We start from the raw sequence: 16,156 nt of genomic DNA on the forward strand, positions 1-16,156 counted from the left end.
CCTTTTCGGCATTCATTTCTTGCCAGCGCCCGGGCGTCTGCTATCCTGTCCCCGCCGGATGACGGAGAGAGAACGTATCCATGACGCCGGGAGGTGCCGCATGAGGGCCGGGAAGATCGTGCTGTCGACGGCAATCGCCGCCGCCGTCCTCCTCGGCGCGTCGCCGCGCGCCTCGCGCGGAAGCTGTTTCGACGCCGCCGACCTGTACCGCCTGCGCCTGGCGGTCGACGTGGCGATCTCGCCGGACGGCGGCTGGGTGGCCTTCATCGTCGCCGAGCCGCCCGATACGCTCCGCGGCGAGCGCCGTTCCCACGGCGATCTCTGGATCGCCCCGGCGGACGGTTCGCGTCCCCCGCGGCGATATGCCTCCGGGCCCTCGATGGAACGGATGCCCCGGTGGTCGCCGGACGGGTGGAGCGTCGCCTTCCTCTCCGATCGCGACGAGAGCGGGACGGCGCAGGTCTGGGTCGTCCGGCGGAACGGGGGCGAGCCCCGGAAAATCACCGGTTTCGGCGAGGGCGTCGGCTTTTTCGCGTGGTCGCCGGAGGGGCGCCGGCTCGCCGTGACGGTCGTCGACACCCTCTCCGCGGCAACCGAGGCGGCCCGCGCGCGGGGAGACGACGAGCGGGTCGTCGACCAGGACGACCGCTTCGCCCGCCTCCGGATCGTCGACCTGGAGACGGGAGCCGGCGATGCGGTGACGCCCCCCGGTCTCCACGTGACCTCGGCCGCCTGGTCGCCCGGCGGCGAGCGGATCGCCATCGTCGTCGCCGACCGACCGACGAGCGGCGAGACCTACTGGAACGGGCGCCTGGAGATCCTCTCGCTGCGCGACGGCGAGCGGACGGCGCTCGCCGGCCATGCGGTCGGCACGCCCTCGTGGTCGCCCGGCGGCGAGCAAATCGCCTTCGAGCTGCGCGAGGCGCACCCGGAGATCACCGTGCCCGCGCCCCTTGTCGGCGTCGTGCCCGCTGGTGGGGGAGAGGTGCGGCGGATCGGCGCGCGTCACGCGGGCGCATTCCGCGCGCCGCGCTGGCTGCCGGACGGCGAGCACATTGCCGTCTTCGAGATGGCGGGGGTCCGCGGAACCCTCTCCGTCGTCGCCGTGGAGGACGGAGAGGTGGATCGCCGCGAGGAACTGCTCGTGCCCTACTCCTTTCTCGCGTCGCCGTTCGACGTTTCGGCCGACGGCCGGTGTTTCGCCTTCCTCCGGGGCTCGGCAAGCAAGCCCCCCGAGGTCTGGGCCGACGACGGGGGCTGGTTCGGCGGGCCGAAGCGCCTGACCGACCTCAATCCCTGGCTCGGAACCCGCCAGCTCCCCGACATGCGCGTCGTCCGGTGGACGAGCCGTGACGGTACGGCGGTCGAGGGGGTGCTCGTGACCTCCCCGGATGCGAAGCGCGACGGACGGGGCGCCGCCGTCGTCATCGTCCACGGGGGACCTTCCTGGGCGTGGTGGCTCGGCTGGCACGGCACGTGGCACGAATGGGCCATTCCGCTCGCCTGCCGCGGGTTCACCGTCCTCCTGCCGAACCCGCGCGGCAGCGTCGGGTACGGCACGGGCTTCGCGCGCGCCAACTTCGACGACTGGGGCGGCGGGGATTTCGAGGACGTCATGGCCGGGGCCGACCTTCTCGTCGACGAGGGCTGGGCCGATCCGGCCCGCATCGGGATCGGCGGGTGGAGCTACGGCGGCTACATGGCCGCCTGGGCCGTCACGCAGACCGACCGCTTCGCGGCGGCGGTGGTCGGGGCGGGCGTGACCGATCTGTTCTCCTTCCACGGCACGACCGACATCACCCCGCAGTTCCTCGAGCAATACCTCCGCGACGTGCCCTACCGCCGTCCCGAGGCCTATCGGAACCGGTCCGCCGTCGAGTTCGTCGCACGGGCCTCGACGCCGACGCTCGTCCTCCACGGCGCCGCGGACGTCCGCGTGCCGGCGGGGCAGGGCTACGAGCTCTACCGCGGCCTGCGACAGACGGGAACGGAGACCGAACTCGTCGTCTATCCGCGCGAGGGGCACGGTTTCGGCGAGATCCGCCACCAGGTCGATCTCGTCGAGCGGATCGTCGACTGGTACGAGCGGCGCCTGCGCTGACTTCCCGCGGCGCCCCGACCTGCCCGGTTCCGGGCGTCCGAATATTCCGCTTGAGCAGGCCGCCAGGCGGCGGTACACTCCCTTTTTCGCATCCGCGACGAAACCAGATTCACGACAGCGGAGGTATCGGATGAGCGGACTCTTCGGCGTCGTCTCGAAGGAGGATTGCACCAGGACGCTGCTGTACGGGACGGACTACCACTCGCACCTGGGCACCCAGTTCGGCGGAGTCGCGGTCCTCGGCGAGGACTTCGAGCGCCAGATCCACAACATCAGCCAGAGCCAGTTCAAGTCGAAATTCTACGAGGATCTCGACCGGATGAGCGGCTCGAGCGGCATCGGCGTCATCAGCGCATCCGAGGAGCAGCCGATCTACCTCAACTCGCGGTTCGGCCCCTTCTGCATCGTCACCGACGGATTCATCGACAACGCGCACGAGCTCGCCCGGCGGATGCTCGAGGAGGGGATCACCTTCAGCGAGGTCGGCGACGGCGTGGTCAACACCACCGAACTCGTCGCAAAGCTCATCACGAGCGGCAGGAGCCTCATCGACGGCATCGAGCGGATGTTCGACGCGATCGACGGCTCATGCTCGCTCCTGATCCTCCACCGCGACGGGATCTACGCCGCGCGCGACCGGTACGGCTACTCCCACCTCGCCGTGGGGAAGGGTCCGTCCGGGTGGGCCGTCACCTCCGAGACGACCGCCTTCCTCAACAACGGCTTCCGCACCCACGTCTGCCTCGGCCCGGGGGAGATCGCCCTCGTCACCCGCGACGGGCTCCAACAGCAGCGCGCCGGCGACGGCGTCGAGCAGATCTGCGCCTTCCTCTGGATCTACACCGGATTTCCCTCCTCCGACTACGAGGGGATCAACGTCGAGACGGTGCGCGAGCGCTGCGGCCGCTGCCTCGCCCGCCGCGACGGCGACATCGAGGCCGACGTCGTCTGCGGGATTCCGGACTCGGGCGTCGCCCACGCGATCGGCTACGCGATGGAGTCGGGCATCCCCTACCGGCGGCCGCTCGTCAAGTACACGCCCGGCTACGGCCGTTCGTATATCCCGCCCACGCAGGAGACCCGCGATCTCGTCGCCCGGATGAAGCTCGTGGCGAACCGCGACATCATCGACGGGAACAGCATCGTCGTTTGCGAGGACTCGATCGTCCGCGGCACGCAGCTCAAGAACCACACGATCGGCAAGTTCCTCGACCGGGGTGCGCGGGAGATCCACGTGCGCCCCGCCTGTCCGCCCCTCATGTATCCCTGCCGGTTCAATCTCTCCACGCGTGGTCTCCACGAGCTCGCCGCCCGCCGCGCCATCAGCGATATCGAGGGCGGTGACGTCGAGGACGTCTCGCGCTACCTCGACCCCTCGAGCGACGAGTACGCGCGGATGGTCGAATGGATCAGGCGGGACATCGAGGCGACGACGCTGCGCTACCAGACCCTCGACGACATGATCGAGGCGATCGGTTTGCCGCGCACGCGTCTCTGCACCTACTGCTGGACCGGCGAGTACCCGCGCCCGCGGGGGGATCGCGCGGCGGCGGGCGAGAAGACCTCCGCGGCGGCGCGGTAGCGTCCGGGAACGCCAAAACAGGAAATACAAAATAACGGTTCTCGCCTTGGTTTCCGGTTGTGTCCCGTCCGGCGGCGGAGTATGCTGTCGCCCGGTCTATCCATCTTCAGGATACGCAACACGCGTCATGATGGCGGACGCCCGCCTCGACGGCCGCCGGTCACGGCGGCACGCACCGAGTGCCCGCATGCACCCCGGCACGGGAGGATCGGCATGAGGTCGCGGCTTCCTTCGTTCTGTTGCATCGTTCTCGCCTGCGCGGCGCTTCTCGCTTCCTGCAGCGACGACGCCTCGTGCCCCGTCTGCGAGACGAAATCCTCCGACGCCGTCTCGACGGCGCCCCTCTTCGACGTGGCGACGGATTACACGACCGGCAACGGTCCCGTCGCCGTCTGCGCCGGCGATTTCAACGGTGACGGGGCCCTGGACCTGGCGACGGCGAATTTCACCCAGGGCACCGTCTCGGTCCGGTTGAACGAGGGCGGCGGCGTGCTGGGCGAGCAGAGCGACGCGGCCGCCGGCACCGGGCCGCGCGACATCGCCGCGGGCGACATCGACGGCGATGGGGCGATCGATCTCGTCGTCGCGAGCAACGGGGACGCCCCGCTCTTCGCCGTGCTTTTCAATCACGGTCGCGGGGAATTCGCCGCCGGCGTCAACACCGGCCTCGGGACCGGCGCCAACGCGGTCATCGTCGAGGATCTCGACGGCGACGGCGATCTCGACGTGGCCGTCTCGTGCGATGACGAACCGGCCGTCGTGTCTGTCTGCCTGAACGACGGCGGGGAATTCTCCGCGCAGGCCGACTACGCCGTCGGTGACGGGGCCCGGTCCCTCACGGCGGGCGATCTCGACGGCGACGGCGACATCGATCTCGTGACGGCCGACCGCGACGACAACACCGTCTCGGTGCTCCTCAACGGGGGCGACGGCACCTACGCGTCGCGCGCGGCGTACGCGACGGATCCGGGACCGACCGGTGTCGGACTCTGCGACATCGACGGCGACGGCGACCGGGATCTCTACATCGGGGCCGGCTCGAACGACGATTACCTCTACAACGGGGGAGACGGGACCTTCGGCGGGCTGCACTCGATACTGATCGGAACGCAGGCGGCCATGCGACTGCGCGTTGCGGACATCGACGGCGAAGGCCGCGACGATATCGTCAAGATAATGGAGCACGGCGGTTGCATCGTGCAGCTCTCCAGCGGGTTCGGCTTCCATGTCTATTCCCGCGGAGACTGCATGGGAGGGTGCGCCGCGGATGTCGACGGCGACGGCGACAACGATGTCGTCGTCGTGGACCATGGAAGCAGCCGGATAAACATCTTCCCGAACGACGGCGCTGGGTATTTCCCCGGCTCCGAATGGACACTCGCCCAGTGCGCGTACGATCTTCTCGCCGCGGATCTCGACGGGGACGGCGATACCGATCTGGCGACGACCGATCGATGCGACGACGAGGTCTGGATCTTCAAGAACGACGGGAACGGCGGCTTCGCTGATACGTTGAGACGCGGTGCCGGGGACGGACCCGTATCGCTCTGCGCGGGGGATTTCGACGGAAACGGATCCATCGATCTCGCGGTGGCGAACAGGGAGTCGCAGGACGTCAGCGTGCTCTCCGGTGTCGGCGGCGATTTCATCGCCGCGGGAACCTACGATGTCGGCGCGGGATTGGCGGGGATCTGCGCCGCCGAACTCGACGGCGACGGCGACATCGATCTGGCCGTCATGTCCCATTATGGCAATCTGGCCGTGTTGCCCAACGCGGGGGGCGGGGTGTTCGGCGCGGTCTCGCCGCTGTTCGCGGTTCTCAATGGAAGCACGAAGGCGATCGCCATCGATCCCGACGGGGACGGCGTCATGGATCTCGTGCACGGTTCCCTGAGCGGCAATGTCGTCCACCGGTGGCGCAACCAGGGGGAGGGCGCGTTCACGCTGTCGACCCTGGCCGGTGGAGCCGGCTGCTGCGCCGTATGGGCCGGCGACCTCGACGGCTACGGTGACGACGATCTCGTCGCGATCAACAAGGACGACAACACGGTGAGCGTGTGGCTGAACCTCGGCGACGGGGAATTCTCCGCATCCGAGGCATTCGGGGCCGGGTACGAACCAACGGTGGTCTGCGGGGGCGATTTCGACGGCGACGGCGACGTCGACCTGGCGATCGGCAGCTCCGGCGACAAGGTCGTCACCGTGCTCCTGAACGACGGCACGGGAGCGTTCGGGGGACGGGTGGATTACCTCGTCCAGAGCATCGCGACGGCGCTCCAGCCGCTCGACGCCGACGGCGACGGCGATCTCGATCTCGCCGTCGTCAGGAACTCGACTGCCCTGGTGATCCTGGAGAACCTGAAGAAGTAGGAACGGACCGGTTGACCGGCGCTCAGTTGTTCGCCGCGTCGTGCGCCTCGAGCGCTGCGGCGAAGGCGTCGGCCGTCTCCTCGTCCGCTGCGACGAGGATGACGCTCGCCGGGGCCGCCGCCTGGTGCGCGGCGAGGGCGCGGACGATCGCCCCGGCCGATGCCTCCGGCGACAGACCGCCGTCCACCGTTCCAACCCCCGGGATCGCGACCGATTCGAGCGACAATTCCGCGGCGAGGGCGAGGGCGGCCGCGACGGCCCGCTCGACACGCTCGGGCGACGCGGGACCGCCCGGCTCGCCGGCAGCCGGGGCGTGGATGACGTTGACGTGCGGCAGCGAGCCGGGACCGGTCGCGACGGCGCCCGCGAGGGGGGCCTTCGAGACGGCCTCGGCCTCGATCCCGTCGCCGCCGGCCTCGCGTATCGCGTCCGCCGCGCCCGAGCGCATCCTGCCGTCGGGGCCGGTCGGGGAGAGGATCGCGTCGGCGAAGACGGCCGTGACGTCGCCCAGGCGCACCGAGACGGCCGTGTCGCCGATCTCCGTGATGTGGCGGTTCTCGTCCATCGCGATCCCGGCGAGGATCACGTCGGGGCGCTTGCGGAAATCCGAATCGATCCGCTCCGCCTCCCGCGCGCCCCGCCTGATGGCGGCGATGGCGTCGTCGGGGGAGGCCCCGCCGTCGACGAAGGCCTCGAGGCGATCGAGGATCGGACAAACGAGGGCCATGGTCCGCCGCTTCTTCAGCGCCTTCACGAAGATCGTCTTCCGGTCGTCGGCCTCGTCGGCGAAGATCATCGGTCACCTCCCGGGCGTCGCGTTCGTTTGTGTTGTCCGCAGGCGATATTTCGCATACACTACCACCTCGCCGGTTCGAAGGCCAGACCGGATTCGGGACGCACATCAACCGAAAGGAGCGCCATGAAGCGCACGATCATCGTCCTGGCGGCCCTCCTTCTCGTCGCGGCGGGCGCCGTCGCGGAGAAGGCCCCGTGGACGCCGGACGACCTGCACAGGATGAAGCGCGTCGGCTCGCCGGCGCTTTCCCCCGACGGCGCGTGGCTCGCCTACGTCGTCACCGTCACCGATTTCGAGGAGAACCGCGGCGACTCGGACATCTGGCTGATGCCCGCCTCGGGCGGCGAGGCCAGGCGTCTCACGACGAGTTCGAAGGGCGACGGCCATCCCGTCTGGTCGCCCTGCGGAAAGCTCATCGCCTTCCTTTCCTCGCGCGAGGAGGGCAACCAGATCTGGGTCATCGCCGTCGACGGCGGTGAGGCCCGCAAGGTCACCGACGTCCCCGGCGGCGTGGGCGACATGGTCTGGCTTCCCGACGGCTCGGGCTTCGTCTTCACCGCGCGCATCCATCCCGGCTGCGCCGATTTCGACTGCGTGCGCGAGAAGGACGAGGCGAAGGAGAAGGAGAAGGTGTCGGCGATGGTCCACGAGCGGCTCATGTACCGCCATTGGGACACCTACGACGACGGCAAGGTCCAGCATCTCTTCGTCGTCGACCGCGACGGCGGGGAACCGCGCGATCTCACGCCCGACCTCCGCTTCGACGCCCTCACCTACTGGCTCGCCTCGGCGGGGCGCGATTTCGACCTCTCGCCCGACGGGACGACGCTCTACTTTTCCGGCAAGCAGGACGAGAACCAGGCCGTCTCCTACAACGAGGAGATCTGGAAGGTCTCCTTCGCCGGCGGCCCCGTCGAGCGGATCACCGACAACCCGGCGGCCGATTCCCACCCGCGCCTCTCGCCCGACGGGAAGCGCCTCGCCTGGCGCGCCACGCGGCGCCCCGGCTACGAGAGCGACCGCTACGAGCTGATGGTGAAGGAGCTGCCCGGCGGCGAGCCCCGCTCGCTCACTCCGGACTGGGACCGTTCCGTGGGATCCTTCTTCTGGGCCGACGATGGCAAACAGATCTACATCTCCGCCGAGGACCGGGCGAACATCGATCTCTTCGCCGTGCCGGCGAAGGGAGGCGAGGTGCGCCTCGTGATCGGCGGCGACGGACCGGCGGGGCGCGGTTATCACCTCGGCGTCGACGCCGGGCCGAAAGAGAATTTCTTCGTCTATCTCTACCGGCCGATGACGCACTACTACGAAATCTTCCGCTGCGACCGGAAGGGACGCGGCGTGAAGCAGCTCACCGACGTCAACGGCGAGCTCTACGCGGCGCACCACGTTCCCGACGCCGAGGAGATCTGGTACGAGGGGGCCGGCGGCGCGAAGGTGCACGGCTTCCTCGTCAAGCCGATCGACTTCGATCCGTCGAAGCGATACCCGATGATGGTCCGCATCCACGGCGGTCCGCAGCAGATGTTCGGCTACGCCTACCGGCACGAGTTCGCCGTCTTCTCCGGCGCGGGCTTCGCCGTCTTCTTTTGCAACCCGCGCGGCTCGACCGGTTACGGGCAGGAGTTCACCGACGGAATCAATCTCGACTGGGGCGGCAAGGTCATCGAGGACATCAGGGCAGGAGTCCGGCGCGTCCTCGCCGACAACGAGTGGATCGACCCGGAGCGGGTGGGGGCGTGGGGCGGCTCCTTCGGCGCCTTCGTCTGCAACTGGCTCCAGGGGCACAACGAGGACGGGATGTTCTCCTGTCTCGTCTCGCACGCCGGCGAGGCCGAGCAGTGGTCGAGCTGGGGCTCCACCGAGGAGCTGTGGTTCCCCGAGTGGGAACTCGGCGGCACGCCGTGGGACAACCCCGATCTCTACGACGAGATGGCGCCGATCCGCTACGCGAAGAACTTCTCGACGCCCCACCTCATCATCCACGGGGAGCTCGACTACCGGGTGCCGATCACCGGCGGCGAGACGATGTTCACCGCCCTGCAGCGGCTCGGCGTACCCTCGAAGATGATCCGCTTCCCCGACGAGAACCACTGGATACTCCAGCCGCACAACGCGCGGTTCTGGTACGCGTCGATCCTCGACTGGATGGAGCAGTGGCTCGTCCGGGACGGGGCGCCGGCGGAACCGGCCGAAGCCGTGGCGGAATAGCCGCCAGGCGGGCGGATGCGATCGATACGACGACGGGGCGCCTTCGGGCGCCCCGTTCCTTTCGGCGGCATGCGGGCGGCGGAACCGGGTGCCCGTCACCGGCCGAGACGTTCGAGGGCCTGCCGCGCCGCCTCGTTCGACGGATCGACGAGGAGCGCCTCCCGCCATGCCGCCTCGGCGCCGGCCGTGTCGCCGCGGCGGGCGAAAACCGTGCCGAGGCGCACGAGACCGCCCGCCTCCAGCCCCGGCGTGTCGCGAGCGACCGTCCTGTTGACGAAGAAGGCGCAGAGGACGAACGCCGCGATCATGAGGACGAACTCGGCGCGCCGGCGGTCGCGGATCATCCGGAGCAGCTCGGTGACGGCCGCCCCGGCGAAGGCGGCCAGCGCCGGGACCGCGGGGAGCCGGTAGCGGGCGAGGACGTAGAAGATCACCGCGGCGGCGAAATAGGCGCCCACGAGCCCGTAGAGGAGCCAGAGGCGGCGCCAGCGGCCCGCGGTGAGGAAGATGCCGAGGATCGCGAGGGGCGCGGCGACGCCCCAGCCGGGGAGCCGGGCGGCGACGATCCCCGGGAAGCGGCGGTGGAAGGCGATGCTCTCGACGTTCGCCCGTTCGTAGCGGTTCCAGAAGAAGAGCGTCTTTTGCCACGCGAGCGCCGCCCACGCGCCCGGGTTGCCGCGCGCCCAGTCGAGGCCGCGGTCTCGCCAGAAGTTCGACATCTCCGCGTGAGAGACGGGCCGCCCCGTCACGGCGGCCGCCACCTCGTACATCCGCTCGCACTGCTCGCCGGGCGTCGCGCCGAGCGATCGCCCGTCCCAGTCGGGGACGGCGTAGAAACCGTTCGCCCCGGCGTTGTTGCCGATGTAGAAGTTGATCCCGCCGCCCGTCGTCAGCGGGATGAAATCGCCGGTGACCGCAAGGTTGCGGATCGCGAGCGGCGATGCGCCGAAAACGAGGCCGGCGGCGAAAACGGCCGCCCGGGCGGACAAGCCCCGCCCCGGCCGCCGCGGCGCCTCGCTGCGCGCGTTCACATTCCCGGGTCCGCCGCCGCCGAAGCGCAGGTGGAGCAGCGCGAAGGGCAGCAGGAGGAGGGCGACCGGCTTGGCGACGACCGAGAAACCGAGCACGAGCCCGGCGGCCAGCAGCCTGACGCGTGGCGGGGGCCCCGACTCGGTCGTCAAGAGCAGGACGAAGAGCAGGTTCAGGAAGACGACGAGCGTCGCCGGCACGAGCACCCCCTCGTAGAAGACGAGGGGCAGGTAGCAGGCCATGAGAAGCCCGGCGAGGATCCCCGCGGCCGAGGAGCCGAGGAGCCGCCGGGCGATCGTCACCGTGAAGCCGACCGAGGCGGTGCCGAGGATCGCCTGGACGACGCGAACCGCCGTCGGCGAGGGGCCGAAGATCCGGTAGACGATCGAGACGAACCAGGGATAGAGGGGGGCCTGCATGAGCCGCGTGGCGGGGAGCTCGCCGCCCCAGACGAGGACGCGCGCCCACCGGTCGTAGCCGGCCGCGTCGAGGACGAGGTCGGCGGCGAGGGGGTTGTATTTCGCGGTGAACCACGCGTGGAGCAGCCGGATCACGAGGGCGACGAGAACGACGACGAGGGCGAGGAAGCCCTCGTCGACGAAGAGTCCGGTCTCCCGTCGGCGCGCCATGCATCCATTGATACGCCGGACGCGCGGGCCGGCTCAAGGATTATCGCGGTCGTGGCACGAAAACAAGTCCGGTAACACGATTTTCTCTTGCGTCCGTGTTACGGAATCCGCTACCGTGTCACCGGCGCGGCGACGGGGACCGCGCGGCAGGAACGAACGGGAGGTCTCGGGTGACGAGGCTGCGCAGGTGCGCGATGGCGGGGATCATCATCGTCTCGGCGGCGATGGTATTGGCCTCGCCGGCGGGGGCCGCCGGCGGGGAGAAACGGAAGCAGGGGCGGAAGGCGAAGAAGGCGGACAGCCTGCGGGTCTGGCCGGGTCCGGAGATCGTCGTCACGGGGAAGCGGTTCCGCTCGCCGGTGGAGGAGTGCGCGCGCTCCGTCAGCGTCCTCGGACGGCGCCGCGTGCGCGGCTCGCACGCCAACTCCTCGACCGATCTCGCCGGCCGCTGCCCCGGCGTCTTCGTCCACCGCACCGGCCGGTTCGGACGGAGCGACGTCTGCATCCGCGGCCTCGGCTCCCGCGGGCGGCGCTCGCTCGTCCTCGTGGGGGGACGACCCGAGACGATGGCGCTCTACGGCTGCACGATCACCCACTCCTTCCTCCTGCACGACGTCGAGCGGATCGAGGTGGTCCGCGGGCCGTCATCCGTCCTCTACGGCTCCGGCGCCATCGGGGGCGTGATGAACATCATCCCGCGCGCCGTCGGCCCCGGGCTCGATCTCGAGATGCGCGGGGGCGGGGGCTCAAACGGGACCGGCGTCGCCACCGGCCGCCTCGCCTGGGGCGGCGAGCGCTTCTACGCCGCGGCGAGCGCCGACCGCCGCGTCTCCGACGGGCACGTCGAGCACAGCGGCTACCGCGGCTACGACGTGATCGGCCGCGCCGGGGCGCTCCTCTCGCCCTCGCTGCGCTTCGAGATCGGCGGCAAGTTCTTCGACGGCTACAAGGAGGAGCCCCTGCGCTCCACCGACGACCCCGCCACGATCGCCCGCACGTGGAACGACTACGAGCGGGGCAGCGCCGAGGCCTCTCTCGCCGGGCAGGCGGGAGAGATCGACGTCGAGGCTCGCTGGTACCGGAATTTCGGCGAGCACCGGTTCGACGACGGCTGGCATTCGCGCGACCGCACCGACGGGCTCGCCGTCCACCTCTGCGGCAGGCCCGTCGACGGACTCGAGGTGGGCGGCGGCGCCGACCTGCGCCTCCTCTGGGGCGAGAGCCTCGGGGCGCCGGTGGGCGAGTGGGAGAAGCGCGACGGCGGCATCTTCGCCACGGCCGAGTACCGGCCCGCCGCGGCGGTCATCCTCTCCGGCGGCCTCCGCCTCCACGCCGACCAGTACGCCGGCCGCGAGCTGTGCCCCTCGGCGGGGATCGTCCTGCACGCCGGCGGATCGACCGTTTTCCGGGCGAGCGTCGCGCGCGGCTTCCGCGTGCCGCAGCTGAACGAGCTCTTCATGTTCCCCGTCTCCAATCCCGATCTCGAGGCGGAGCGCGTCTGGAACGTCGAGGCGGGCGTCCGCCGCTCGTTCGGCGACCTCCTCGCCGTCGACCTCTCCGTCTTCCGCATGACCGGCGACGGCTTCGTCGATCTCGCCCCGAACCCCGACGCCCCGCCCCTCTTCCGCTTCGACAACGTCGGCGAGGTTTTCTTCACCGGCATCGAGGCATCGGCGGACGCGCAGTGGCGCGGCCTCCTCTCCGGCGGCCTCTCCCTCTCCCTCCTCGACACCGACGGCCGCACGCGCGGCCGGCCCGGCGTCACCGCGGGGGCCTGGATCGCCGTCGAACACGAGCGGGGGACGGCGCGGCTCGAGGGACGGCGCATCGACGAGTACTATGCCGGCGACGACGAGACGCTGCCGATCGACGCATGGACCGTCCTCGATCTCGACGTCGGGATCCCCGTCAGCGGCGGCGCGGTCTTCTGGGTCGGCGTCGACAACCTCGCGGGCGAGCGCTGCGACGTCTTCGTCGACCTGCCGAGCGGGCAGGCGGGGCTCTACCGGATGCCGGGCCGGACCTTCGTCGCCGGGCTGCGATGGAGCGGCCCCGGCCGCTGATCTAGAAGACGTACCTGATGAAGAGGACGATCACCGTGGCCGAGACGACCGCCACGATGGAGCCGGCGCGCATCATGTCCCGCACCGAAACGAGCCCCGTGCCGTAGGCGATCGCGTTCGAGGGGGTGCTGATCGGCAGGATCATCGCGGCCGAGGCGGACATCGCCACGACGACCGCGCTCGTCACCGGCTCGATCGCCGCGATCCCCACGACGACCGGCAGGAGGAGATTGGCCGTCGCCGTGTTGGAGATGAAGGTGGTCATCGCCACGGCCGCCCCGGCGAGGACGAAGAGGATCGCCGCCGTGCCGAGTTCGGAGAGGGGCAGCTGCGAGACGATCCACGCGGTGAGGCCGCTCTCGCGCATCGCCACGCCGAGGCTCATCCCCCCGCCGATGATCAGCAGCACGCCCCAGCCGAGCTTCCCCAGGTCCTCTCGGTCGAGAAAGCCGAACCCGAAGAAGACGACGAAGGGCAGGAGGGCGACGGCCGCGGCCGGCACGCCGTGCAGACCGCCCGTCAGCCAGAGGACGACGACGATACCGAAGACGCCGAGCACGAGCCACGACCGGCGGTCCATCGGCGGCACGGCGGCGTCGGGCAGCCGGATCGACGCCGCGCGCGGCCGGTAGAGGAGACGGAGCAGCGTCCAGGCTACGAAGAGCAGGAGTATGACGACGGGGATGCCCCGGGCCATCCAGTCGAGAAAGCCGAGCTCGGCCCCCGTCTGCCGGAGGATCCCCATGGCGATCGCGTTCGGCGGCGTGCCGATCGGGGTGCCGATCCCGCCGATGTCGGCGGCAAAGGGGATGCCGAGGAGGATCGCCGTGCGGAAGGGCTCGTTTTCGGGGAGCGAGTGGACGACCGGCAGGGCCACGGCGATCATGAGCGCGCAGGTGGCCGTGTTGGAGATCCACATCGAGAGGGCCGAGGTCGTCACCATCATGCCGAGGAGGACCATCTGGGGCCTGCCGCCGACCCGCGAGAGGATCCCCCGCGCGATCCGCTCGTCGAGGCGGTAGCGCGTGACGCCGCGGGCGAGGACGAAGCCGCCGAGGAAGAGGGCGACGACCGGGTCGAAGAAGGGGCGCATGAAGATCGCGTATCCGCCGGCCGCGAGGCCGAGCGGCCCGCCGGGCCGGCCGAGGAAGACGACCTCGAGGATCACGACGACGAAGGAGGTCACGTAGAGGGGGAAGGGCTCGGCGATCCAGAGGATCGCCGCGACGGCGAAGATGCCGAGGGCCCGCCGTCCCGCCTCGCCGAGGCCGGGGAGGGAGAGCGACGATACGACGAACCCCGCCGCGAGAGCGGCGGCGAGCAGGATCGCGGCCCTGCAAATCTGCCTGTCGGGGCTGCCAGTGCGCATCGCGCCTCGCCGGTTGCGGATGATCGCGAACGAACCGTCGCGCCAGTATACACCGGCGCGGCGGAGGTCTCAAGGGATTGTCGCGGCCCGCCCGAGGGGAAACGGGGGGCGTTTCCGCCGCCGGCTTCCCGCCGCCGCCCGAATCGCCGCGGGTCGCGCCCGCCCGCCCCTTTCGCCTTGACACCCCCGGCGCGCGCCCGTAGCATCGGTCGCGGGGATGCGGTGGTGGGGTGGATCGCAACAGGCCTGTAATCAACATGTTATCGAATGCGAGGGGGTCCACGATGCCCGGAGTCACGAAGGTCCTCTTTCCCACCGATTTCTCGGAGCTCGCCAACCACGCCCTGCCCTACGCGATCCGGATGGCGAAGCTCTTCGACGCCGAGCTCGTGATGCTGCACGCCGTCACCCTCTACGAGCACGATCCCAACGATCCCGAGCACCGCTTTCCCGCGCTCGGGGCCTACTGCGACGAGGTGCGCCGGATGGCCGGCGAGGATCTGCAGGTCTGCATCGAGCAGCTCGGCGACCACGGCATCGCGGTGCGCGAGGAGATCGTCCAGGGGGTGTCGCCGCACGCGTCGATCCTCGAGTTCCTCCGCGACGAGGGCGATGTCGGCCTCGTCGTCATGTCCACGCACGGCCGGAGCGGCCTGCGTCACGTTCTCCTCGGGAGCGTCACGGAGAACGTCATCCGGTACGCCCCGGCCCCGGTCCTCGTCGTCAAGCAGCCCGAGCACGAGTTCCTCGATCCGGCGACCGGGGAGGTGCGCATCGAAAAGATCCTCTTCCCGATCGATTTCTCCGAGGAATCCTACAAGCCCGTTCCCTGGGTGAAGGCGGTGGCCGGGATGACCGGCGCCGAGGTGATCGTCTTCCACGCCGTCGACGTCGAGATCCCGCCCGTCTACTACACCTCGGGCATCACCTCGATCCTCGAGCTCGACCCGCAGCTCAACGAGCGCGTCGAGGGCAAGATGCGCGACGTCCTCGGGGCGAAGTTCGACGAAATCAGGGTCCGCTACGTCGTCGAGGAGGGGCGGGCGATCGACCGGATCCGCGCCTTCGCCGCGGCGGAGAAGGTGGACCTCGTCGCGATGGGGCAGGCCGGCTCGCACGGGATCGGGGACTTCCTGCTCGGCTCCACCGCGGCGCGCGTCATCCAGCGCGCCGTCTGCCCCGTGCTCGTCGTGTAGAAAAGCGATCGACCGCGTCTCAGGCGGGTCCGTCCGCGTCCCCGGGCGGGCCTGTCCGCGTTGCCGGCGCGGGCGGCGCCATCCTGTGGTGAAGCGACACCGCTCCCCACGCCAGCGCGGCGCCGAGGGCCATCCCGAAGAGGACGTCGCTCGGCCAGTGCACCCCCACGTAGACCCGGGACAGGGAGACGAGGACCGCGACGCCGACGAGCCACCACCGGGCGCGCCGGTAGAGCGCGGCGAGGAAGAACATCGTGGCGGTGATGTTGGCGGCGTGGCTCGAGGGGAAGGCGAACGAGGACTTCCACGACCGCGTCACCTCGAGGGGCGTCTCGATCCATCCCGCGTCTCCGCGCCACATCCGGACGCCGCCGAGGATCTCGCAGGGCCTGGCGCGCGCGACGAGGGGCTTGAGGAGGTTGCTCGAGAGCTGGTCGCTCGCCGCGACGAGGAGGATCAGTCCGAGCGCGGCCCAGCGCCCCTTCGCCCCGCCGAAAATGACGAGGGCGGCCCAGACGAGGAGAAAGAGGACGCGCCAGCGGTCGAGGTCCGTCGCGACCGGCATGACGACGTCGAGGACGGGATTGGCGGCGGCGCCGTTGACGAGGCGGAAGAGCGCCTCGTCGGGCCCCGTGGCGGCGACGCCTGCGCCGCGCGCCGCCAGCGCGGCGCCGAGGGCCAGCGCGGCGCAGGCGGCGAGGAGGATGGCGGCGACGATCCGCGGTCGCATCAGAAGCAGTATCCGACCGTCAGGGCGAAGAAGGTCGAGGAATCGCCGTCGGTGAAGATGATGTTGTACATCGGGCG

At 70.2% G+C, this 16,156-nt stretch carries 10 protein-coding genes; 6 read left to right on the forward strand and 4 right to left on the reverse strand.

Annotation, left to right across the window (positions count from 1 at the left end; all coding sequences use genetic code 11):
* Window positions 1-100: 100 nt before the first annotated feature.
* The 3 genes from JW876_07905 (at window position 101) to JW876_07915 (ending at window position 6,053) form a co-directional block, all read left to right on the forward strand.
* The gene (locus tag JW876_07905) at window positions 101-2,101 is read left to right on the forward strand and encodes a S9 family peptidase (protein MBN1885429.1); all 2,001 of its coding nucleotides are present in this window, start codon (window positions 101-103) and stop codon (window positions 2,099-2,101) included.
* 130 nt (window positions 2,102-2,231) lie between these two features.
* Window positions 2,232-3,683 (forward strand): amidophosphoribosyltransferase, encoded by a 1,452-nt coding sequence (locus tag JW876_07910; protein MBN1885430.1) that lies wholly within the window; start codon window positions 2,232-2,234, stop codon window positions 3,681-3,683.
* 213 nt (window positions 3,684-3,896) lie between these two features.
* On the forward strand, window positions 3,897-6,053 hold the full coding sequence (locus JW876_07915) for a VCBS repeat-containing protein (protein ID MBN1885431.1): 2,157 nt from the start codon (window positions 3,897-3,899) through the stop codon (window positions 6,051-6,053).
* A gap of 22 nt (window positions 6,054-6,075) precedes the next feature.
* Here the strand turns inward: JW876_07915 and JW876_07920 are convergent, their stop codons facing one another.
* A complete protein-coding gene (locus JW876_07920; protein MBN1885432.1) occupies window positions 6,076-6,849 on the reverse strand; it encodes a macro domain-containing protein in 774 nt (257 codons plus the stop codon).
* 123 nt (window positions 6,850-6,972) lie between these two features.
* On the opposite strand from JW876_07920, the gene JW876_07925 reads away from it, so the two are divergent.
* Window positions 6,973-9,063 carry a S9 family peptidase gene (locus JW876_07925; protein ID MBN1885433.1) on the forward strand — a complete coding sequence of 697 codons (2,091 nt, stop codon included), beginning with the start codon at window positions 6,973-6,975 and terminating at the stop codon, window positions 9,061-9,063.
* 95 nt (window positions 9,064-9,158) lie between these two features.
* Here the strand turns inward: JW876_07925 and JW876_07930 are convergent, their stop codons facing one another.
* On the reverse strand, window positions 9,159-10,721 hold the full coding sequence (locus tag JW876_07930; protein MBN1885434.1) for a glycosyltransferase family 39 protein: 1,563 nt from the start codon (window positions 10,719-10,721) through the stop codon (window positions 9,159-9,161).
* 170 nt (window positions 10,722-10,891) lie between these two features.
* Here JW876_07930 and JW876_07935 point away from each other — a divergent pair, with 170 nt between their 5' ends.
* A complete protein-coding gene (locus tag JW876_07935) occupies window positions 10,892-12,784 on the forward strand; it encodes a TonB-dependent receptor (GenBank protein ID MBN1885435.1) in 1,893 nt (630 codons plus the stop codon).
* Window position 12,785: 1 nt separating this feature from the next.
* Here the strand turns inward: JW876_07935 and JW876_07940 are convergent, their stop codons facing one another.
* Window positions 12,786-14,153: a DASS family sodium-coupled anion symporter gene (locus tag JW876_07940; GenBank protein ID MBN1885436.1), complete on the reverse strand. Its 1,368-nt coding sequence runs from the start codon at window positions 14,151-14,153 to the stop codon at window positions 12,786-12,788.
* A 284-nt stretch (window positions 14,154-14,437) separates the two neighbouring features.
* Here JW876_07940 and JW876_07945 point away from each other — a divergent pair, with 284 nt between their 5' ends.
* Window positions 14,438-15,349, forward strand: coding sequence for a universal stress protein (locus tag JW876_07945; GenBank protein ID MBN1885437.1), 912 nt, complete (start codon window positions 14,438-14,440; stop codon window positions 15,347-15,349).
* 19 nt (window positions 15,350-15,368) lie between these two features.
* Here JW876_07945 and JW876_07950 read toward each other — a convergent pair.
* Window positions 15,369-16,156: phosphatase PAP2 family protein (locus tag JW876_07950; GenBank protein MBN1885438.1), on the reverse strand; the 788-nt coding region annotated here is incomplete at its 5' end.

It is taken from the genome of Candidatus Krumholzibacteriota bacterium, assembly GCA_016931295.1.
In the GTDB taxonomy this organism is placed as follows: Bacteria; Krumholzibacteriota; Krumholzibacteriia; order Krumholzibacteriales; family Krumholzibacteriaceae; genus JAFGEZ01.

Bases quoted from the DNA above. Each gene is read 5' to 3' on its own strand.
- JW876_07905 (MBN1885429.1), top strand. From the start codon at position 101: ATGAGGGCCGGGAAGATCGTGCTGTCGACGGCAATCGCCGCCGCCGTC.
- JW876_07910 (MBN1885430.1), top strand. From the start codon at position 2,232: ATGAGCGGACTCTTCGGCGTCGTCTCGAAGGAGGATTGCACCAGGACG.
- JW876_07915 (MBN1885431.1), top strand. From the start codon at position 3,897: ATGAGGTCGCGGCTTCCTTCGTTCTGTTGCATCGTTCTCGCCTGCGCG.
- JW876_07920 (MBN1885432.1), bottom strand. From the start codon at position 6,849: ATGATCTTCGCCGACGAGGCCGACGACCGGAAGACGATCTTCGTGAAG.
- JW876_07925 (MBN1885433.1), top strand. From the start codon at position 6,973: ATGAAGCGCACGATCATCGTCCTGGCGGCCCTCCTTCTCGTCGCGGCG.
- JW876_07930 (MBN1885434.1), bottom strand. From the start codon at position 10,721: ATGGCGCGCCGACGGGAGACCGGACTCTTCGTCGACGAGGGCTTCCTC.
- JW876_07940 (MBN1885436.1), bottom strand. From the start codon at position 14,153: ATGCGCACTGGCAGCCCCGACAGGCAGATTTGCAGGGCCGCGATCCTG.
- JW876_07945 (MBN1885437.1), top strand. From the start codon at position 14,438: ATGCCCGGAGTCACGAAGGTCCTCTTTCCCACCGATTTCTCGGAGCTC.